Source organism: Vibrio sp. S9_S30 (assembly GCF_014694455.1).
GTDB lineage: Bacteria > Pseudomonadota > Gammaproteobacteria > Enterobacterales > Vibrionaceae > Vibrio.
Genome location: NZ_JAAUWT010000022.1, coordinates 35,141 through 57,365, shown reverse-complemented (window position 1 = coordinate 57,365; position 22,225 = coordinate 35,141). Strand labels below are relative to the sequence as shown.

Genomic DNA, 22,225 nt, shown 5'->3' with positions numbered 1-22,225 from the left:
ATTCTGCCTACTGTGTTTGCTTCATGTTATTTATACCCAAGCGATCTCAATGTGCTGGGTATCGCATTATTCTTCTGATGCCATTAACGCTTCGATTTCCTCTTCACTCATCTCTGCGATGATCCGATCTTCAACCAACTGCGCGAGCGACTGAATGGTATTTCCACGGGTAATGAAGTCTGAAAAGGTCACGTCCACCCCCAGTTCCGCACCGATCCCGCTCAGCAATTGAATCGCGAGCACTGATGTCCCACCCAAGTCCATAAAGCGCTGAGTGCAGCAAAGGTGTGGACGAGACAATACCTCGCACCAAATGCGATGGATTTCTTCTTCGATATCGGTTTCTGGCAAGACGGACTGTGGAGAAATGGCGGCTTGCGAGGCAATAGCGGCGGTCGGAGGTAACTGCGCTAACGCTTGGCGGTCGACTTTGCCATTGCCGGTCGTTGGCAACGTGGCTAAGTGCTCGATGAACGCAGGAACCATATAACTCGGTAAGGCAAGGGAAAGCCGCTGGCGAAGTGCCGCGGCATCAAACGCGGTGCTCACAACAAAGGCAACCAACTCCCCATAGCAAGACTCCGACAAAGACACCACAACCCCCACTTGCTGCACATTGGGTTGGGCAAGTATGTGGCTTTCGATGTCGCCGAGTTCAACTCGATGACCGTTGATTTTGACCTGATGATCGATCCTACCAAGGCATTGGTAGGAACCGTCGGCATTGGCCCGCCCTAAGTCTCCGGTTTTGTACACCTTACCTAGCGCCAACGGGTGTTCAATAAAGCGTTGCGCCGTCAACTCAGAGCGGTTCCAATACCCAGCGGTGACCCCTTTCCCCGAGATGCCGATTTCCCCCACCTCGCCTTGAGGCAATGCGTTGTTATTGTCATCCAGAATCAGAATTTGGGTGTTCAATATGGGGGAACCAATGTCGATTTGGTCTTTGTGTGTTACGTCTTGCACGGTCGACCAAACGGTGGTTTCGGTAGGACCGTACAGATTAAAAATACGCGCTTGGGTGACCGACTGAAGCTTTTTGAGCAGAGTGACTGGAAAGGCTTCGCCACCGACCAATATGGTCTTTAACCCTGATAAGGCCCATTGAATTCTTGGATCATCAATCATCACACTGAGATGAGAGGGGGTAATTTGAAGCGCATCGACCCCGGAAAGGGCTTCAGAAAGCAGCGACATGGACTTGCGTTCATCGTCTGAGATTAAGCGAACAGTCAGCCCTTGCAGCAGTGCAACCAAAGACTCCAACACAAAAATGTCGAAACATACGGTTGTTAAAGACGCCATGCTGCGCAGTTCACCCAAACCAAGACGCTGTTGCATGCCTGCATTGAAATTCACCACATTGCCATGCGTAACACAGACGCCTTTGGGCTTTCCAGTGGAGCCTGACGTATAGATGAGGTACGCCAAGTCCGTTGCTGTTCCTTGATGCCCCTCAAGCAAAGGGGAAAGCACCAAAGAATCCGTCACCAAGGCGACGTCCACCGACGGTGCGCTTGGCAGCGTTTCGAGCATTCTGGTGCCATTGTCGTCTGCGATCACTACGGCACACAGACTGTCCTTTAACATATGCTCAACCCGTGATGCTGGGTAATTTAAGTCCACGGGCAAATAAGCCGCACCCATTTTCAGCACCGCCAAAATAGACACAATAACGTCTTCTGAACGATCCAAAAGTATCGCCACCACATCCCCCGCTTTCACCCTTTTATTTACCAAAAGGCGAGCAAGCTTATTGGCTCTTGAATTCAGTTCATTAAAGCTGATTTTTTTATTTTTAAAATCGATCGCACATTTATCACCAGATAAGAGACATCGTTCCTCAAATAAATATGGCAGGCAAATACCTTGCTCAATATTATTTTTTATATTCATTCATGTAACCTTATTAATTACAGAGCATTGATTTTTATGCGCATCAGAAAAAACACGATTTAGAATGAATCAATCGAGACTTTTTTGTTTCAACCGACGCATGAGTAGGGCTTTTTTATTAATACTGGTCTTTGATTTGAACTCTTTGGGTTTATCGACGATGTCGGTAACGGTGTGGCTTGGTTGAGGAATATGCCCCCCACCAGACTCCACCAATTTTTGCACTTGTCGATGCACCGCTTCGAAAGGCTGATCTTGGGATGCCAAATCCGCGAGTGATTGGCAATGCTCGGCCACGCTTGTGGAACCTAATTCGTCCATCGCATTCAAAAGGTGCGCAACCGTCCATTCGGATGGCGGTAAAAAACGCGCCACTTGCTGGGCTTCAAGCTTTCTCGCATTGTCTGGCCCATCCGTCATATGAGCCATAACAAGCTGTGGTACTCCTGCCGCGATGCATTGCGCACTCGAGCCAATTCCGCCGTGATGAATCACCAACGAACAACGTGAAAACACCTGTTCAAACGGCAGCTTTTTCGCTCGAATAACTGGCTTAGGCAACACACTTGGCAACATGTGATCATGTTCGGTCACGACAATGGCGGGCCGATGGGCTTGCGCGCAAGCGTCGATGGCGGTTTGGTATAACTCTTTCGACACCAACTGACTTGTGCCCCCTGTGATCAGCACCGGCTTGGGGTGAGCTAGGAAAAAACGTTCCACCTCTTCAGGTAACGAAACCCTCGACGTTTCAATCTTGCTCGGGTTTTCAAGACGGCTTGGGGTTTCAATATGACTTGATTTTTCAAGGCATAGAGGGAAACCCACAGGCGATACATCCACTTGAGAATCCAACACTTCGCTAGAAAACCAACGGGGCCAAAACCCCAAATTATGTGTGCTAGAAAATTGATAGCCCTGCCAAGTCGTTTGTGTTTCGAGCTGGAGCAGTGATCGAAAGTCATTCACTTCTTTGTCTAATACCGCTTTAAATGATTGGTTGATCAGCGCCATATAGCTCAAGTTACTGGGCGCAAGATACACGCTGATAAAAGGCAATTGGCGTACCTCAGAAAGGTGCATGGCGGCAATACTGGAGCGACAACGACCGATCAGAATCGTTTCAGGTCGGTTTGCGTATTTGGCGAGGGAATGGAATTCTTTTAAACGTGTTTCTGGGCTTAAATACTGCTGCCTGAAAGACAGGAACTGATTAGGTTGGGAAAAAGGTTGGAGGAAATTTGGCAAACTGTTTTGAAGCTGAACATACGCTTCTTCACTTTCCCATGGCGTGAAATCTATCCCCGCGTCTTCCGCCCATTTTTTGTATCCATAATGGCTAAAAATACGGACGGAATGCCCTTGGTTTTTCAAATACTCAGCTAATCGGATAAAGGGAATGACATCCCCTCCGACCCAATGAGTCGATATTAAAATATTCGCCATATAATTGATACCAGCCAGTCTTTCATATTATTAGAATTAATACATAAGTATTAATTTGCTTTATTTTTTACTGCGTAAAATATCATCTATGGAATTAGGGTTACATTAAGATTGGATAAATTTTAGACTCAGTTAACAATTATAAATGGAAGCCAATTATATTTATCTGATTTGAGAATGACCGACTGTTCTAAACTGATTAAATAAAGGTAAATAATAGAGATTTAGATCAATATTTAAAAATAAATACTACCGTAATTGTACTTTGATTGATTTAGATTATTTTATTTTCTTGTCTACTCAAATGACCTAAAAATACAAAATTCAATGCGCTATCTTTTGTTTCCATCATTTATCTTCTGTTCCAGCTCCCCCTGTTCGCTAGGCGTTCGAATATAATTCCCTATCGCCTAACCAACGGTCGATTATCGCTTGAGCATTGCTAGGGTACTGTTCATGCAAATGCCTCGCGATGCGTTGCACTTCTGGTATGAGTTTCTGGTCCCGCACCAAATCGGCAATTTTAAAATCCGCTAAACCTGTTTGTTTGGTGCCAAGCAATTCACCGGGGCCACGAATTTCCAAATCTTTCTGTGCGATCACAAAGCCGTCATTGCTCTCACGCAATACACCCAAGCGTTTTTGCGCGGTTTTAGACAGTGGGGAGTGATAAAGCAATACGCAGTGGCTGGCGACCGAACCTCGCCCGACTCGACCACGAAGCTGGTGAAGCTGCGCTAAACCCAGTCGCTCTGGGTTTTCTATGATCATTAAGCTGGCGTTAGGGACATCAACCCCCACCTCTATGACCGTGGTCGCCACCAGCAAATGCAGCTCGTTGTTCTTAAACTGCGCCATGATGTGCTGTTTCTCGGCAGGCTTCATGCGCCCGTGCACCAAACCTATGTTCAGCTCTGGTAGCTGGCGTTTAAGCTCTTCTGCGGTATCGGCCGCGGCTTGGGCTTCAAGTACTTCCGATTCGTCTATCAGGGTACACACCCAATACGCTTGTTTCCCTTCTAAACACGCTTTACGAACCCTATCGATGATCTCCTTGCGGCGAGTATCTGGAATCGCGACGGTTTGTATGGGAGTTCTTCCCGGTGGCAGCTCATCGATCACCGAGGTTTCTAAATCGGCGTATGCCGTCATCGCTAATGTGCGGGGAATGGGGGTCGCGGTCATGATCAACTGATGAGGGTAATACCCTTGTTTAACCCCCTTTTCGCGCAGCTCTAGCCTTTGATGAACACCAAAGCGGTGCTGCTCATCAATGATGACCAAAGAAAGATCGTTGAATTCAACATGCTCTTGAAACAGAGCGTGGGTACCGACCACCATTTGTGCTTCGCCACTGGCAATGTCAGCGAGCTCTTTTTCTTTGGCTTTGCCTTTCAACTTGCCAGCTAGCCAACCCACCTTGATGGGCTTACCGTTGTGTTCGATTTGCTCAAACCACGCCGTAAAGTTGATCGCATGCTGCTCGGCCAGCAGTTCGGTCGGCGCCATTAACGCCACTTGATGGCCATGCTCCAACGCTCGTACCGCCGCTAACGCAGCCACCAGCGTTTTTCCTGAGCCGACGTCACCTTGCACTAACCGCATCATTGGGTGTGGCTTTTCTAAATCTTGCTCGATTTCTGTGACAACCCTTTGCTGAGCACCGGTTGGGGTGAAGGGCAACAAATCCAACAGTTGTTGCTTCAACTGGCTGACCTCTGGCAGTGGCAGAGCCGCATCTATTTGTGTTTTACTGCGCACAGCGAGCATGGACAAGTTCTGCGCCAACAATTCTTCTAAAATTAATCGCCTTTGCGCCGGATGCTCGCCAGAATCAAACGCCTCTAAATCGATGGACGGGGAAGGCCGATGAATAATGTGCAGCGCTTGCCCCATGGTCATCTGGTTGTGGTAAAGGCCACTTGGCAGCAATTCGGTGACCGAGGCTTTGTCTAACAGCTCTAACGCTTGATCGGTCAAATTGCGCAGAGTAATCTGCCTGAGCCCTTCTGTCGTTGGGTAAACGGGCGTTAAGGTCGGGTCGGTGTCCGCTTTTTGGTCGGGCGCATAAAAGGTGTAATCCGGATGGATGATCTCCAACCCATGACCACCACGCTTTATCTCGCCGTAGGCGTGAACCAACTTTCCGTTCGAAAAGTTATTCTTCATGCCCGCCGTAAAGTTAAAAAACCTCAAGGTGACCGTGCCATTACCATCGCTGATTTTTACGGTCAGCATTTTGCGTCGACCAAAAATGGTGTCCACACCCATCACTTTGCCTTGCACGGCAGCCCACAAACCGGGGTGAACCTTCGCCATGGGGTAAACACGGGTACGGTCTTCATAACGATAAGGCAGATGAAACAAGAGATCCTGAACCGACTTCAGCCCCACTTTGGCTAACTTTTCTGCCACTTTTGCGCCGACACCAGACAGCTCTGTGAGGGGGATGGCAGACAGGAGTTGCGACATAAGACGATCTCTCTTGATTCTAGAAAAGTAAACGTGGATTCAGAGAGTGAGTTTGACGCCCATTCGATAAATCTTCAAGAGCAAGACAAGGAATCAGACCCCTCAACGAAAAACCCCACCATTGCGGGGCTTTCAATATTTCGTGTGAATAACGGACAAAGGTCTACTGCTTTTTCGCGACAGGGAAGCTGATTTGGACTTTCAAACCGCCTTCATTGCGGTTATTCACCACAACCGATCCAACATGCTGGCTCATGATGCGTTTGACGATCGCCAACCCTAACCCCGTCCCTTCACTGCCACGCGCGGTGTCCCCTCGGGTAAAGGGTTCAAATAACTTGGCGACTTGGTCTTTTTCGATGCCAGGTCCGTTATCTTCAACGCACACCCACGATAATTTGTTATCGGCGGTCATGCCTGAACTGACTTTGATCCAGCCATTACCATAACGAACCGCATTCACCACGAGGTTGCTGACGGCACGCTTGATCGCGATTGGGCTGCCCAATACCGGTTTATTGGGTTCTTGTAAGTCCGTTTCGATCAGGATTTCGTACCCCCCTTCGGATCCTGCCACGTCTTTGGCAATGTCGTTTAGGTGCACGAGGGTGAATGCATCCGTATTCACGGGTTTCAGATAGTCCATAAACTGGCTGATGATTTCATTGCACTCTTCCGTATCACTGATAATGCCTTCCGCCAAATACGCGTCTTCTGGCGACATCATTTCTGTTGCCAGTCGAATTCGCGTGAGCGGGGTGCGCAAATCGTGACTGATTCCAGCCATGAGAAGCGCTCTGTCGCCTTCTAGCGCTTGAATACCACGGGACATCTGGTTGAACGCCTTGGTCACGGCTTTGATTTCCGTCGCTCCTCGCTCAGGCAACGGCGGGGGAATTTCACCTCGACCAACGTTCGCTGCGGCTTTTTCCAGCGCCATCAACGGGCGGTTTTGCAGACGGATAAACAGCCAACCGCCTACGATAATCAGCAACGCGCCAATGAGACTGTTGCGGAAGAAAGGGGCAAAGTCTTCTTCTTGTAATTCAGACAACGGAATGCGAATTAAATAGCCCGATAAGGATTCAATTTTCACCCACAACACATAACTTTCTTCCGATAAGATCAAGCGAACGTGCGTTTCTCTGTCGAGGGCTGCGCTCATTTCCTCACTCATCAAATCGATTTCGGTGGCTTTGTCATACTCCTCGACGATGGCTTCATCAAGCGTATGCATGGTGACCCCAAGCTGTTCCAATAACTTACGACGCTGTGGCGCTTCGAGTACCACACCCGATTCAATCTCAACGCTTTCATCCAGCATGAGGTTCATTTCATAGGCAAGAATGCGATTGAACTGCTGTAAGCTCGGCAAGAGTGCATAGTTGAACACAGCGAAATAGGAAAAAACCTGACTGGCAATAAGCAAGGTAAGAAATAAGAATATGCTTTGAGTGCGGGAGCTGCGTAATCGCATCGAGGGCTCCTTTCGGAATTGAGTTATAAGTGCATCGGTTAAAAAAGATAGGGAGTAAAGTGATTCTCTTTACTCCCTACTGATGTCGGTTTTGAGCGTTACATTTCTTTGCCGTCAGGGACAAAGACATAGCCTAATCCCCAAACCGTTTGAATATAACGTGGGCGGCTCGGATCTTCTTCCAACATGCGGCGTAAGCGGGAAATTTGAACATCAATGGAACGTTCCATTGCTGAGTATTCACGACCACGTGCCATGTTCATGAGTTTGTCGCGAGACATGGGCTCACGCGCATTGGTGACCAGCGCTTTCAGAACCGCAAACTCACCAGAGGTCAGTGGCATGGGTTTTTCGCCACGGAACATTTCACGGGTGCCAAGATTCAGTACAAATTCACCAAACTCGATGATTTTATCCTCGGCACTTGGTGCGCCCGGCGCTTCAATCGTCTGGCGACGCAACACGGCACGGATACGGGCAAGAAGCTCTCGTGGGTTAAATGGTTTGGGCAAGTAATCGTCGGCACCGACTTCCAAACCCACAATACGATCGATCTCATCGCCTTTCGCTGTCAGCATCAAGACAGGTAACATATTGTTGGCATTACGCAAACGGCGGCAAATGGACAAACCATCTTCACCGGGTAACATCAAGTCGAGTACCATCAAGTGGAAATTTTCACGTGTCAGCAGACGATCCATTTGTTCACTGTTCGCGACACTACGCACCTGAAAACCTTGCTCAGACAAATAGCGCTCTAACAAAGAGCGTAATCGAGCATCATCATCTACCACTAGTATTTTGTAGTTCTCTTGCATAGTTCTTATCTTCCGCTAACAACTTAATCGCACTAAAGGTAGCATTGACCGAGCGTTTTTCACCCCATCAATTGTTACACTTTATGTCTTCTCTTCATATATGAAACACGAGTATATCTCGTATCTTATTCTGGCAGCGAGCATTTATTATCAGAGAAAACTTCTTTACTTATGATTTACGCAGCTACATCACAATGGATGATTCTATTTGTTCAATTGTCACAGGAATGGATTTTGAAATTGGGGTAAAACTGTCCTCCCCATGGCTGTCGAGCGCCACTAACGGATTGGTTTCTGGAAAGTACGCCGCTAAGTTGCCTACGGGGATCTCATACGCCACCAATTTAAATGCCGTGACCTGACGCTTCACATCGTCCCCCCAGCAAGCGGTAATGGTCACCCGATCCCCCTCTTGGTAACCCAACAATGCGATATCAGTCGGGTTAATAAAAAGCACTTTTCGCTCGCCAGATATGCCTCGGTATCGGTCATTAAAGCCATAGATGGTGGTGTTGTACTGATCATGAGATCTCATGGTTTGTAACACAAAAACTGGAGCGGTACTTTTACGTGGCTTCGCCCATTTTATGATCGAATCAGGCAGCACATGCGCATGAAATTCCGCCTTTTTACTTTGCGTCATCCAAACTCGCTCTGCCGCTCGGTTTCCCAAATAAAACCCACCGGGCTGTTTCAGCCGATGATTGAAATCCGTAAAACCGGGAATGGTTCTCTCTATGAGATCGCGTATTTGATCGTAATCTTTAATGAGTGCGAGCCAATCCACTGGAAAGGTGCCAAGCGTAGCCTGGGCCATGCCTGCCACAATCGCAGGCTCTGAGCGCATGTCGCCAGTGTCACTTTTCACCACCCCACCCGATGCGTGCACCATGCTAAAGGAATCCTCGACCGTCACTTTTTGAGGCACACCGTCTTGAAGATCGATATCGGTTCGACCTAAGCATGGCAATATTAACGACGCCTTACCTGGCGTGACATGCGTTCGGTTCAGCTTCGTCGCAATATTCACCGTAAGGTCACAAGAAGACAAGGCTTGCAGCGTTCGAGCGGAATCCGGCGTCGCAGCCGCAAAATTTCCCCCTAACGCGATGAAGACTTTGCTGCGCCCCTCTTCCATCGCTTTAATGGTTTGAACGGTGTTATGCCCTGCTTCTCGCGGGAGCTGAAAACCGAATTGGTTTTCTATCGCGTCCAACAGAGATTGTGGCGGCTTTTCATCAATGCCCATGGTGCGATCACCCTGTACATTGCTGTGCCCCCTTACTGGGCATAGCCCTGCACCGCGCTGACCCACTTGACCACACAACAATTGCAGATTCGCCATTTCCTGAATGGTTTTCACCGAATGCAGGTGCTGAGTAATGCCCATCGCCCACGTCAGTATCACTTTGTCAGAATGACGATAGATCTGCGCAGCGTGCTCGATTTCTGTTTGGCTCAAGCCCGATTGTTCAACAATGTGATCCCATTCCGTTTGTTCAACTTTGTCTAAATACGACTCGAGGCCCAACGTGTGATCCTCTATAAAGCGCTGGTCGAACACACTCCCTGGTACGGTTTTTTCGCACTTGAGCAAGGCTTTCACTATGCCCCGTACCACCGCCATATCCCCCCCTAGCTTGGGCGTAAAATAATGGTGGGTAATCTGAGTGCCACCACCAGTGAGCATTTCATTCATCGCCTGTGGATTGGTGAACTTCTGCAACCCACGTTCTTTGAGCGTATTGAACGTAACGATATTCGCACCTCTGAGTGACGCAGAGCGTAGGGTGTCTAACATTCGTGGGTGGTTGGTGCCCGGATTCTGACCGAAAACAAATATCGCATCGGCGTGATCAAAGTCGTCTAGGGTGACGGTGCCTTTGCCCACCCCAATGGATTGCTTGAGTGCCACACCACTGGCTTCATGGCACATGTTGGAACAATCCGGGAAGTTATTGGTGCCGTACGCACGCACAAACAGTTGATATAAGAAAGCCGCTTCGTTGCTTGCTCGCCCTGAGGTATAAAACTCCGCTTGATTGGGATCGGGAAGTGCCTTGAGGTGTTTGGCAATGAGCGCGAACGCCTCATCCCAGCTAACGGGGCGATAGTGATCGGTCAAGGCGTCATATTGCATCGGCTCCGCCAATCGACCTTGATCTTCCAAAAAATAATCCGTTTGCTTGGCAAGCCACGACACAGGACAAGTGGCAAAAAAGTCGGCACGAACTCGGCGACGTGTTGCTTCCCAATTCACGGCTTTTGCTCCGTTCTCACAAAACTTAAACCGACGGCTCTCTTCCAGCTCTCCCCAAGCACAACCCGGGCAATCGAAGCCATCGTGTTGGTTGGTACTCAGCAAATTACGAATATTACGAATCACACTCTCGCTTTTGATCAAGTGTTGGGTGGTGCTCGCTAATGCTCCCCAGCCTCCAGCATTCCCTGTGTATTTTTTTATCGTCATCATTCTTCCTTGATGTTATTTTTTAGGGCTTGGAACCAAAAGTTAACCTTTGTTCACCGCTATAAATGTTAAACCCCTCTTGCTGGCAAAACCCGATCAGGGTGACACCAAAGCGCTGCGCCATTTGCACCGCAAGCTGAGTGGGTGCCCCGACCGACACCACAACGGGCACCCCAGACATCACGACTTTTTGCATCATCTCAATGCTGACTCGGCCGCTCAGCCCAATCACTTTGCCTTTTTCTATGAATTCTGGAACGCTGGCTCGTAAACCAAGCAATTTGTCTAGCGCATTGTGCCTGCCTACGTCTTCAGCAATGGATAAGAGGGAGCCGTTCGCATCAAACAACCCACACCCATGGGACGCCCCCGTTTGTACGAAAAGTTTCTGTTGCGCTTTTAGCGTGTCGGGTAATGCCACCACCACGTGCTCTGGTAACCAACGAGCGGTGTTATCCGGTTTGGGTACCCCTCGAAGCTCCAGCAGCCTGATGGCTGACTTACCGCACAATCCACAACTGGAAAAGGACGTACTGCGACTTTTTGATAGCCAATCAACCTCAACGTCAGGCACCAGCTCGGCGTAACATTCATTGCTGTCTTCGCCATCGCCAAAAATCAGGGTGTTCACGTGGGCAACGCTGTCGATCACCCCTTCCGACAGCAACATCCCGAAGACAAGCTCGACATCACTCCCAGGCGTCCGCATCGTCGAGAACAGATGTTTTTCCTTAATGCTGGTATCGGATTGCGACTGACGAAGCCATATCGCCAATGGCTCCTCGACAATCAAGTCGTCTGTCTGAGGAATGCATTTTCCCTGTTTCACCGAGATTCGATTCAATCGCTTTGTCGAATTATCCGCTTTATTAAGGTATTGCTCTGGGCTTTGTGCCACCCTATCCTTCACTATCGTCCAACCTGTTATCTGTTTGTTACTTTCAAATGAAACAGTAAATTGTGCACTCCGCCATACCCAAGCATAAAAAATGGGCACTGAATGTCGATTTCGCGACAATCCATGGCTGAAATTAAAAACTATGTCAAAATTACTCTGATCCCATGAGAGATGGCATTCCATTTCGGCTGGCTTGTGGTAAAACTGACCCTAATCTCGGATACCGTTCTGAACAGGATGAAAACAAATTTAATCACACGAGAAGGCTTTAACCGCCTCAAAGAAGAGCTCGATTTTCTGTGGAAAGAAGACCGCCCAGAAGTCACGAAAAAAGTCACTTGGGCAGCAAGCCTAGGCGATCGCTCCGAAAATGCAGACTACCAATACAACAAGAAGCGCCTGCGCGAAATTGACCGCCGAGTACGCTACTTAAGGAAGCGCTTGGAACAAGTCAAAGTGGTCGACTACGCCCCTCAGCAAGAAGGCAAAGTCTTTTTTGGTGCATGGGTGGAAGTGGAAAATGACAGCGGCGAGGTCAAATCGTTTCGCATCGTCGGTCCCGATGAGATATACGGCGGCGTCAAAAACTACATTTCCATCGACTCACCCATGGCACGCGCTTTGTTGAAAAAAGAAGTGGACGATGAATGCGTCGTTCGCACTCCTGAAGGTGAAAAAGAGTGGTTTATCAATGCCATTCGCTACGACAAGTCCTCGTAGTACGCCCCTACCAAATTGACTAAGAGTACACACGGATGAGCCAAGCTATCTGTCAAACCATTGCTCAGGAACTGAATGTTCGCACAGAGCAAGTCTTATCAGCCGTTACCCTAATTGATGACGGAAATACCGTTCCATTTATTGCCCGTTACCGTAAAGAAGTGACTGGCGGGTTGGATGATACCCAACTTCGAAATCTGGATTCTCGCCTTTCTTATCTGAGAGAGATGGATGAACGCCGGCAGACCATCATCAAGTCCATTCAGGAGCAGGGAAAACTGACCCCAGAGTTGGAAGCCGAGATCAACGGTGCCGACAGCAAAACACGCCTTGAAGACTTATACCTACCGTATAAACCCAAGCGCCGCACCAAAGGCCAAATCGCGATTGAAGCTGGGTTAGAACCCCTTGCTGATACCTTATGGCAACAGCCAGAACATCATCCAGAATCCGAAGCTGAAAAGTACCTTAATTCCGAAAACGGCATTGGGGATACAAAGGCAGCGTTGGATGGTGCCCGTGCCATCATCATGGAGCGCATTGCGGAAGACGCAAACTTGCTTGAGAAAATCCGTGTTTACTTAAACAAACACGCCGAATTGAGCGCTCGTGTTATCGAAGGCAAAGAGCAAGAAGGGGAAAAATTCAAAGATTACTTTGCACACGATGAAGCCATCAGCAAGGCTCCCTCCCATCGTGCATTGGCCATGTTACGTGGCCGCAATGAAGGTTTTCTTCAATTGTCCATGAATGCCGATCCCCAACAAGAAGAGGGGCAGCGCGGTTCGTACTGTGAATCCATCATTGCCGAGCACTATGGTATCCACCTAAGCCAAGCCCCTGCCGACAGTTGGCGCAAACAAGTCATCAGTTGGGCGTGGCGAATCAAAGTGTCGATGCACATGGAAACGGAATTGATGGGGGCGCTGAAAGAGCGCGCTGAAATCGAAGCCATTGAAGTCTTCGCCACCAACTTGAAAGATTTGCTCATGGCCGCCCCTGCTGGTCCTAGAGCCACTCTCGGACTTGATCCGGGTTTACGGACGGGATCTAAAATTGCCGTGGTCGATTCAACGGGCAAAGTCCTTGCTACGGATACCATTTATCCTCACCCGCCGCAAAAACAATACGACAAATCGGCGCATGTGGTCGAGCAACTGGTTCGTCAGTTCAATGTTGATCTCATTGCCATCGGTAACGGCACGGCTTCACGTGAAACCGACGCTTTTGTTGCCGACGTCATCAAGCGCGGTAATCTCAAGGTACAGAAGATCATCGTGAGCGAAGCAGGCGCGTCGGTGTACTCTGCGTCTGAACTCGCCGCCAATGAATTCCCCAATATGGATGTCTCGCTACGCGGCGCAGTGTCGATTGCCCGTCGCTTGCAAGATCCTTTGGCTGAACTGGTGAAAATCGATCCAAAATCCATCGGTGTGGGTCAATACCAGCATGATGTCAGCCAAAGCTTGCTGGCGAAACGACTCGATGCGGTGGTGGAAGATTGTGTAAACGCCGTCGGCGTGGATGTAAACACCGCTTCTCCAGCCTTACTGACTCGGGTGGCGGGGCTGTCTAACACGTTGGCCCAAAACATTGTCGACTACCGTGATGAAAATGGGCGTTTTGAGAACCGAACCACGCTGAAGAAAGTCGCGCGTTTGGGGCCAAAAGCATTCGAACAATGTGCTGGCTTCCTACGCATTATGGATGGAAAGAACCCACTGGACGCCTCTTCGGTGCACCCAGAAGCTTACCCAGTAGTGAAAGCCATCGCCGAGAAAAATCAGAAAGACATCAAAGTGATGATCGGCGACAGCGGCTTCCTGCATTCGCTTAACGCGGTTGATTACACCAACGATTCATTTGGTTTACCAACGGTGACCGACATCATCAAAGAACTCGACAAACCCGGTCGCGATCCTCGTCCTGAGTTTAAAACCGCCACTTTTGCCGACGGCATCAACAAAGTATCGGACTTAGAACCTGGGATGGTGCTGGAAGGCGTGGTCTCCAATGTGGCGAACTTTGGGGCCTTTGTGGATATCGGTGTTCACCAAGATGGCTTAGTACATATATCTGCGCTCACCGATCGTTACGTGTCTGACCCTCGTGAAGTGGTGAAAGCCGGTGACATCGTCAAAGTGAAAGTGATGGAAGTGGATGTGCAGCGTAAGCGGATCGGTTTATCCATGCGCTTAAACGATCAGCCGGGACAAGATAACCGCAGCTCTCGACCGCCAAGTGATCGCCCTTCAGGTCAGCGCCAAGACCGAAGCAATCAGCGCCAAGAGAGAGGCCATCAACGCAGCCGTCAAGAACCTCAAAATGGGGCTATGGGCGGTGCATTCGCGGCCGCCTTTGCCAATGCGAAGAAAAAATAAGCTTCCTCACACGGTCTCGTTGCATTAACAGCTTAAAAACACAAGGTCGGGCAAATGCCCGACCTTTTTCGTTCTTACTCATCCCAAAACCGTAGGGTCAAAAGAAGCTAGAAATAGTAAATCGCCAACCCTAAGGTAATCACCATTCCAACATAGTTGTTGTTGAGAAAGGCTTGAAAACAAGCGTCACGATCACGGTGCCGCATTAAGTGTTGCTGATACACAAATAATGCTCCTGTCGCTAAGACACCCCAATAATATCCACTGCCTAACTGAAGCCACATGCCCAGCACAATCAACAGTGCTATGGAAACCAACTGCAACAGTCCAATGATGAGCTTATCAAAGCGACCAAATAAAATGGCGGTCGATTTGATGCCAATCTTTAAATCATCATCGCGATCCACCATGGCGTACTGAGTATCGTATGCAATGGTCCACAACGCGTTGATAGCGAATATCAACCAAACTTGAGGAGGCAATTCGCCCGCTTGCGCAGCCCACGCCATTGGGATTGCCCAACTGAACGCCAAGCCAAGGAATAATTGAGGTAAATGCGTAAAACGCTTCATAAAGGGATAAATGAAGGCAAGCACGATTCCGATAAAGGACAACTGAATGGTCAAAGCATTCATAGTAAGAACCAGAACAAATGACGCCAAGCCAAGAACAGCAAAAAGCACCAATGCTTCTTTTTCACTCACCAACCCCGACGGAAGCGGACGATTCTGAGTTCGTTTAACATGCCCATCAAAATCGCGATCAGCGTAATCATTGATCACACAGCCAGCAGAGCGCATCAAAAATACACCAGCAATGAAAACGATCAACACATCCCATTGTGGAAAACCATCAGCCGCTAAGAACAATGCCCATAACGTCGGCCAAAGAAGCAGTAAGGAACCAATCGGGCGATTTAGCCGCATAAGTTGGCAGTACGCTTGCGCTTTCGCCTTTAACATTTATACCTTCTCCTTGGTATAGATCGGCGCATCTGGCAAAAATAATTCCGCCACCAGCATCGGTTTGTGATTCATCCACAATGTCGAGCGTCTTGCCATCAGTTCACCTGTTGGAAGCATCGCCCACCCAAGTTCTAAACCATCGCGATGCACATCTTCTGCACTGAACACCGTTAACCCTAAAGGAATGGTTCCCTGTCGGGCTAAATCCGACTGCTGACCTTGTAAAGAAGACGCAGGAATCAAGGTTCTGCCTATGACCCAAGGAGAAGCATCACCGGACAAAACCACTTCACGCAATAGGCATGATTCAGCCGGCAATCGGCTCAGTTCATCTCGGGTTAATGCATCGGATTCAACGGTGCTGTTATTCAATACATCCACACCTAAATGACTGCATCGCTGCGCCAGTAAACGGGATAACGAACCTGACTCCAGCAACCAACGTTTTGAATGCTCATCGCGATAAGAAAAGTGCTCAGGTGATTGCCAGGTAACTGATTTCAGTGCGGTTAAGTACAACGATTTCAACTCATCCATACCATTATTCTATTAGACGCATTACAATAAAATGTGATGCGGGAAAAATTTCTTTTAATTTGGTCACTGTTGACCCACTATTGTATCAGACTATCCATACCCAAGTTACCCATAAAAGAAAAGACACATTATGATTCGAAATCTTATAACACCATGTCTCTTAGCTTTCGCCCTACTTTTTTCTGCTACCGGAGCCACAGAGGAAGAAAAAACCGGACCTAAATTCGCTTACTATACGTTGCAGCCCGATTTAACGACCAATTTTTACACCAGTGGAAAAAAATTGGGTTACCTTCAGGTACGTATAGACATTATGGTTGCAGACACGACATTTGTCCCTGTGTTAGAGCAACACACACCACTGATTAGAGACGCAGTGATAGATTTCCTCGGTAAGCAGGGGGAAGATAAAGTGAAATCCTTATCGGGAAGAGAAGATTTGCGTAAAGAGTTAATGGGCCGCCTGAATGAAATTTTGCTTCCGGAAACCGGCAAAACGGTCGTATCAGATTTACTCTTTACCAAGTACCTTTATCAATAAAAGATAAAGCGAAAGCGTCTTGCTTAGAAAGAAGCAGAGGTTGAAAGCGAAATGATTCGAAAGAGATACTAAGTATCTCTTTTTTTATGCGCGTCGATTAAACCAAGAGCGCAACCCGCCACTAAGCCCATAACATGTGCGGTATTGGCTATTGCCATAAAGGGCTGCGCAAAACCGATAACAAGCCACACCAACATAAAGCCTACAATGGGTTTGGCGATCGTAATACCTAGGTGCGGCGCTTTCCAACCGAGCATCCAGAGATACCCCAGCAACGCATAAACCACGCCGGACAGCCCACCAAAGTTCGGACCCGCCACCAAGTATTGTCCGAGCCCAGATACCGCCGATGACACGAAAAACAACAGCAAGAGTTTCCCACTACCCAATTTACGCTCTATATCTCCCCCCAGCTGCCACCACCACAACACATTAAAAACAATATGCAGCACTGAAAAATGGAGAATAGCGTGACTAAACCAGCGCCAGACTTCAAAGGCTTGTTGTGAAGATGCCGGAAAACGAAAGGTATTTAACAGTATTGGCTCAAAGCCGATGTTCTGTCCTAGGAAAACAGCAACACATACGATCATGACCATCAGCGTAATAGGACCAGCCTTGGCGGTTATCATCGACACCATGGAAGGAGAGCCGTAATGGAACTGGCTCTTGCGGCTTTCCGCAACATTCCAGGAGGCTTCTCGATATTTGGGGTCCTCTGGGGATTGAACAAAAAGAGTAAATTCCGCTTGGGCTTCTTCGACATCCCGATCATTCATTACCCACAGTGCGAAACGCCCTTCCCCTTCAGGCATCATGTCAATCAAGATGCCCCTTGTCGCCATATAGTCTATATATGACTGACCCAATCTTGGGTTATTCACATCAGCCAATTTGATCAAAGCGTTAACCTATACCGATTCGATTGTATGCCCACTGCGTTGCCATGCCTCAAAGCCACCATCAACGCTGTACACTTCTTCAAAACCTTGATTCACCATATATTGCGCGGCACCTTGGCTACTCACACCGTGGTAACACATCACCAAAATAGGTTGTTCAAATTCATGGTCGTTCATGAACGATACAATAGTATCATTCGTCAGATGAAAAGCACTCGGTGCATGAGCCAAAGCAAATGACTGTGGATCACGAATGTCCACCATGACCGCTTCACCCCTCTCCAATTTCAGCTTCGCTTGATCGACATCGATGTGTTTGAACTGATCCATTTGATTCCTTATTTTTTGACCTTCTTGAGTTTACTCAAGTGTAACGTATCCAAAGGCAAAGTTAGACCCGTAACGGGTAGGGTTATCCACTACTGTGTAATTTTTCACCATTTGTGGAAAACTCTGTGGATTGCGTTGATAAAGTGTCTTTTTGATCTTAGATCCACAATATGTAGTAATGATCTTTGTTTTTCTGTGTGTAAGAGCAAACATATCCCCATAGGTCAAAAGCTCCCTCACCCCAATATACACCCGTATTGACCACTATAGCCGAAAGTTATTTTCACAGAGTTATCCACAATTAATTTGTAAAATTGAAGATCAAAAAAGCCGGGTCCTTTCGGATCCCGGCCTTTCAAATTCCTTCGATGTAAGCTTAGAATTCGCCAACCGCTAATTTTAGCTTTTTCATCGCGTTCTTTTCTAACTGTCTAATGCGCTCTGCCGAAACATCGTATTTATCTGCTAATTCTTGCAGCGTCGATTTCTGATCATCAAGCCAACGTGAACGGACAATAAATTGACTGCGTTCATCTAGGGTCGCCAAAGCATGACTTAGGCGATTGTTGGTGTGTGTTTCCCAGTTATCCGCTTCAACGTTTTCAGCAACATCAGATTGCTTGTCTTCCAAGTACAAAACCGGCGCTGAGTATGCCGCAGCAGAATCGTCATCTTCCGCAGGCAATTCAAATGCAGCGTCTTGAGCGGCCAAACGTGACTCCATTTCGCGAACTTCTGAAGGTTCAACCCCCAGTTCACGAGCAACAGTTTCGACTTCACCGTTATTAAACCAACCTAAACGCTTTTTAGACTTACGTAAGTTGAAAAACAATTTACGTTGTGCCTTGGTCGTGGCAATTTTTACGATACGCCAGTTACGCAGTACATATTCGTGAATCTCGGCTTTTATCCAGTGGACAGCAAACGACACCAAACGTACACCCACTTCTGGGTTAAAGCGTTTAACGGCTTTCATTAAGCCAATGTTGCCTTCCTGTACCAAGTCTGCCATTGGCAAACCATAACCAGAATAACCGCGAGCGACATGAACGACAAATCTCAGGTGAGAAAGGATGAGACCTTTCGCTGCATCGATTTCACCTTTGTAGTGTAGTCTCTCGGCGAGTTCACGCTCCTCTTCAGCGGTTAGCATTGGATAGCTATTCACTGAACGGATATAGCTGTCTAGGCTATCCTGTGTTACTAAAGCCATAGAATACGCTTGCTTAGTCATTCAATTCCTCATTCGTCTCTTAATTAGAGCAATGGTTAATTTAACGTTACCTTCTTGAACTCAAAATGAACAGATTTCAAGAGGGGAAATATATTATCCATAGTTCTACGTCACTGGCAAGTCAGAGAACCCCTCAACTCGCCACTTAACCTGAATATATGACTTAAAAATGCTACACAGGTTCAATTTCTTTTAGGTGACGCTGAGCGGACAGTTTCGCGGCTATCAGCCCTAATGCCGTACCAATCATCAATAAGATGACGGTTTCATCCCAGTTCATGCCAATCAATCGGAATTGACTGTCGTACAGGATGGCTAAATCTTCGACGGCACCATTCAATAAAATAGTAATAATTGCGGTTAAAATCCATGCGGTTATTGCACTGATTCCACCAAACCACATCCCCGTGTAAAGATAAGGTCTCAGTATGAAGCCATCGGTTGCTCCAATGAGCTTCATCACTTGTATTTCTTCCTTGCGAGCCAATACATTGAATCGCAGTGTATTTCCGACGATTAAGAAAACAGCACCAAGCATCAAAAAACCCAATGCCGCAGCCAGGACTAATGCTAGGTTACGAATCGCGCCTAACCTTTCTAACCAGTCCTCATCCATTCGAACATCCGTTACTTCGGCATAATTCTGAATTTTCACGATAAGTTTGGAGACATCGCTTGATTCATCGGTATTTGGGGTAATCACCAAAACAGCGGGCAAGGCATAATCATCCAATAATGATAACGCTTGCTCTAACCCTGAATGTTGGCTCATGTCTTCAAGCCCCTGTTGAGAAGACACGTATTCGACCGCTTTTATTTCATCTAAACTTTCTAGTTCATCTTTCAACACCATAATACGTGCTTCAGGGGTCTGCTCGATCAAAAAGGCATTGATTTGTAACGACGCATTCATTCCATGCGCAGCCACACTTAAGTTTTTCCCTACCAAATATAGGCAGGCTGGCAAAGTTAATGCCATTGAGATAACGGCGAGAGTGAGCAAATTACCCAACGGGCGCTGCAGCAGCTCCATCAACGATAGGCGTGCTTGCTTAAAGTGAGCTTTTAGGAAGTGGTCCGTTTGTGGACGATTTTTAGCGCCCATAAGAATCGACCTCGCTCAAAAACCCGTGATTCAATTCTAAACGGCGATATTGCGCTCGCGTATTCATTAAATCGACATCGTGTGTGGCAAACAGAATGGAGACCCCTGCGCGATTAAATTCATCAAACAAGCTCAACACTCTGTTCGACAAATCTGAATCGAGATTCCCCGTTGGTTCATCCGCCAGTAATAGTGTCGGTCGATTCACGACGGCTCGTGCGATACCCACCCGTTGCTGCTCACCACCGGACAATTGATTAGGCAAACAACGCGCTTTATCGAGCAAACCGGTTTTATCCAGCGCCGCCGATACGCGGCGCTTGATTTCATTTTCAGAAGCAGACTCAATGCGCATGGGGAGCGCAACGTTGTCGTAGACACTGCGATCCATTAACAAACAGTGATCTTGGAAAACAATGCCGATATTGCGGCGCAAGAAAGGAATGTCGCCATTTTTGATACGTGTGATGTCATGACCATTAAAGCTGATTTTGCCATCGGTTGGACGTTCAATGGCACAAATTAGCTTAAGCAGGGTGCTTTTCCCTGCTCCAGAGTGCCCACCAAGAAAAGCCATTTCTCCACGTCTAAGGTGGAAATCCACTTTTTGCAGCGCTTGTCTACCGCCACGGTATGCTTTACTGACTTGCTGAAACCTGATCACTCGTGCTGATTCCTATGTATGCGCCATGTTGATACTCTGTGACGAATTTACTCTTCTCGACTAAACAGTGCATCAATGAATTCTTGCGTTTCAAATGGACGCAAGTCATCGATACCTTCACCCACGCCAATATAGCGAATAGGAATCTGAAATTGATCGGCAATAGCGAAAATGACGCCACCTTTGGCAGTGCCATCAAGTTTTGTTAGCGTGATGCCCGTAATCGGCGCGACGTCACTGAACAATTTCGCTTGGCTGATCGCGTTCTGACCCGTACCCGCATCCAGGGTAAGCATGATTTCGTGCGGTGCGGAGTCGTCGATTTTCTTCATTACGCGTACAATTTTGCGTAATTCTTCCATAAGATTGCTCTTATTTTGTAGGCGACCAGCGGTATCGGCAATCACAACATCCACACCACGCGCTTTTGCTGCGTCAATGGCATCGTAAATCACTGAGGCACTGTCGGCCCCCGTATGCTGAGCGATCACAGGGACATTGTTACGCTGCCCCCAAACTTGCAGTTGCTCTACAGCAGCGGCACGGAAGGTATCTCCGGCGGCTAACATCACTTTCTTGCCCTGAGACTGGAATTGCTTTGCCAGCTTACCAATGGTCGTGGTTTTACCTACGCCATTCACGCCGACCATCAAAATGACATACGGCGTTTTACTGGTGTCCACTTCAAGTGGCTGCTCAACATGGCTTAAGATGCCTGCCATCTCTTCTTTCAATAGACCGTAAAGTGCCTCGCCATCTTTCAAATCGCGGTGAGAGGCTTTTTCTGTCAGGCTGTCGATGATTTTAACGGTGGTATTCATACCAACGTCGGCAATCAGAAGTTGCTCTTCGAGTTCTTCGAACAAATCGTCATCGATTTTTTTGCCTTTGAACATACCAAAGAAACCGGCACCAATGTTCTCTTTGGTGCGGCTTAAGCTACGTTTTAGGCGTGTGAAAAAGCTCTCTGTTGGCTTTTCTTGCTCGACTATTTCAGGCTGAGCGGGTTCCGCAGGCTGAGCAGATTCAAGTAGCTCAGGTGCCTTGGCAACCGTTGCCTCCGCTGGTTCGCTTACCGCCGACGTTGAAACACTTTGCGTGTCTTCTCTCGCGCCATCTGCTGTTTCTTCTGCAGTTGCTTCCTTAACATCTTCAGCGACAGGAGTTTGTGATGGGGCTTCTGATTGGTCTGATTTTTGTTGAACACCATCTTGAACTTGTTGGTTAGCTTGCTGGTTTTGCTCTTCTTCACCAAAGCCCAACCAAGACAATAATCCGCGTTTTTTCTTACCTGTCATCGGGGTTCCTAAATAAACTTCAAAAACTTTCTGGTACACTTGACTGCGTATACTATCACTTTATTTGCGGT

18 protein-coding genes are annotated in these 22,225 nt (G+C 47.8%); 3 read left to right on the top strand and 15 right to left on the bottom strand.

Going from position 1 to position 22,225, the window contains the following annotated elements:
* Nucleotides 1-66 precede the first annotated feature (66 nt).
* From HC752_RS20760 to fdhD, 7 genes are all read right to left on the bottom strand, one after another.
* Complete coding sequence (locus HC752_RS20760; protein WP_190337114.1) at nucleotides 67-1,896, bottom strand: non-ribosomal peptide synthetase; 1,830 nt, start codon at nucleotides 1,894-1,896, stop codon at nucleotides 67-69.
* A 69-nt stretch (nucleotides 1,897-1,965) separates the two neighbouring features.
* Nucleotides 1,966-3,342: a glycosyltransferase gene (locus tag HC752_RS20755; protein WP_190337113.1), complete on the bottom strand. Its 1,377-nt coding sequence runs from the start codon at nucleotides 3,340-3,342 to the stop codon at nucleotides 1,966-1,968.
* Nucleotides 3,343-3,723: 381 nt separating this feature from the next.
* Nucleotides 3,724-5,814: an ATP-dependent DNA helicase RecG gene (gene recG, locus HC752_RS20750; RefSeq protein ID WP_190337112.1), complete on the bottom strand. Its 2,091-nt coding sequence runs from the start codon at nucleotides 5,812-5,814 to the stop codon at nucleotides 3,724-3,726.
* Nucleotides 5,815-5,977: 163 nt separating this feature from the next.
* Nucleotides 5,978-7,291, bottom strand: coding sequence for a two-component system sensor histidine kinase EnvZ (gene envZ, locus HC752_RS20745; protein WP_190337111.1), 1,314 nt, complete (start codon nucleotides 7,289-7,291; stop codon nucleotides 5,978-5,980).
* Nucleotides 7,292-7,389: 98 nt separating this feature from the next.
* Nucleotides 7,390-8,109, bottom strand: coding sequence for an osmolarity response regulator transcription factor OmpR (ompR, locus tag HC752_RS20740; protein WP_190337110.1), 720 nt, complete (start codon nucleotides 8,107-8,109; stop codon nucleotides 7,390-7,392).
* 184 nt (nucleotides 8,110-8,293) lie between these two features.
* Nucleotides 8,294-10,579: an FdhF/YdeP family oxidoreductase gene (locus tag HC752_RS20735; RefSeq protein WP_190337116.1), complete on the bottom strand. Its 2,286-nt coding sequence runs from the start codon at nucleotides 10,577-10,579 to the stop codon at nucleotides 8,294-8,296.
* A gap of 22 nt (nucleotides 10,580-10,601) precedes the next feature.
* Entirely contained in the window at nucleotides 10,602-11,477 is an 876-nt protein-coding gene (gene fdhD, locus HC752_RS20730) for a formate dehydrogenase accessory sulfurtransferase FdhD (RefSeq protein ID WP_342029498.1), read from the bottom strand.
* 237 nt (nucleotides 11,478-11,714) lie between these two features.
* On the opposite strand from fdhD, the gene greB reads away from it, so the two are divergent.
* Together greB and HC752_RS20720 are read left to right on the top strand one after the other, a co-directional pair.
* On the top strand, nucleotides 11,715-12,197 hold the full coding sequence (gene greB / locus HC752_RS20725) for a transcription elongation factor GreB (RefSeq protein ID WP_190337108.1): 483 nt from the start codon (nucleotides 11,715-11,717) through the stop codon (nucleotides 12,195-12,197).
* 35 nt (nucleotides 12,198-12,232) lie between these two features.
* The gene (locus tag HC752_RS20720) at nucleotides 12,233-14,578 is read left to right on the top strand and encodes a Tex family protein (RefSeq protein WP_190337107.1); all 2,346 of its coding nucleotides are present in this window, start codon (nucleotides 12,233-12,235) and stop codon (nucleotides 14,576-14,578) included.
* A 107-nt stretch (nucleotides 14,579-14,685) separates the two neighbouring features.
* Here HC752_RS20720 and ubiA read toward each other — a convergent pair whose 3' ends face one another.
* Nucleotides 14,686-15,540 (bottom strand): 4-hydroxybenzoate octaprenyltransferase, encoded by an 855-nt coding sequence (ubiA, locus tag HC752_RS20715; protein ID WP_190337106.1) that lies wholly within the window; start codon nucleotides 15,538-15,540, stop codon nucleotides 14,686-14,688.
* Nucleotides 15,541-16,080 carry a chorismate lyase gene (locus tag HC752_RS20710; RefSeq protein ID WP_190337105.1) on the bottom strand — a complete coding sequence of 180 codons (540 nt, stop codon included), beginning with the start codon at nucleotides 16,078-16,080 and terminating at the stop codon, nucleotides 15,541-15,543.
* A gap of 130 nt (nucleotides 16,081-16,210) precedes the next feature.
* Between HC752_RS20710 and HC752_RS20705 the strand changes: the two genes are divergently transcribed.
* Entirely contained in the window at nucleotides 16,211-16,621 is a 411-nt protein-coding gene (locus HC752_RS20705) for a flagellar basal body-associated protein FliL (protein WP_190337104.1), read from the top strand.
* A 68-nt stretch (nucleotides 16,622-16,689) separates the two neighbouring features.
* Here HC752_RS20705 and glpG read toward each other — a convergent pair whose 3' ends face one another.
* The 6 genes from glpG to ftsY form a co-directional block, all read right to left on the bottom strand.
* Nucleotides 16,690-17,523 (bottom strand): rhomboid family intramembrane serine protease GlpG, encoded by an 834-nt coding sequence (glpG, locus tag HC752_RS20700; RefSeq protein ID WP_190337103.1) that lies wholly within the window; start codon nucleotides 17,521-17,523, stop codon nucleotides 16,690-16,692.
* Nucleotides 17,524-17,532: 9 nt separating this feature from the next.
* Nucleotides 17,533-17,853: a thiosulfate sulfurtransferase GlpE gene (gene glpE, locus HC752_RS20695; protein WP_190337102.1), complete on the bottom strand. Its 321-nt coding sequence runs from the start codon at nucleotides 17,851-17,853 to the stop codon at nucleotides 17,533-17,535.
* 376 nt (nucleotides 17,854-18,229) lie between these two features.
* Complete coding sequence (gene rpoH / locus HC752_RS20690; RefSeq protein ID WP_190337101.1) at nucleotides 18,230-19,087, bottom strand: RNA polymerase sigma factor RpoH; 858 nt, start codon at nucleotides 19,085-19,087, stop codon at nucleotides 18,230-18,232.
* 172 nt (nucleotides 19,088-19,259) lie between these two features.
* Nucleotides 19,260-20,192, bottom strand: a complete 933-nt coding sequence (gene ftsX, locus HC752_RS20685; RefSeq protein WP_190337100.1) for a permease-like cell division protein FtsX — start codon at nucleotides 20,190-20,192, stop codon at nucleotides 19,260-19,262.
* A complete protein-coding gene (gene ftsE / locus HC752_RS20680) occupies nucleotides 20,182-20,856 on the bottom strand; it encodes a cell division ATP-binding protein FtsE (RefSeq protein WP_190337099.1) in 675 nt (224 codons plus the stop codon). The genes ftsX and ftsE overlap by 11 nt, the downstream gene beginning before the upstream one ends.
* A 47-nt stretch (nucleotides 20,857-20,903) precedes the next feature.
* On the bottom strand, nucleotides 20,904-22,154 hold the full coding sequence (gene ftsY / locus HC752_RS20675; RefSeq protein WP_190337098.1) for a signal recognition particle-docking protein FtsY: 1,251 nt from the start codon (nucleotides 22,152-22,154) through the stop codon (nucleotides 20,904-20,906).
* Nucleotides 22,155-22,225 lie beyond the last annotated feature (71 nt).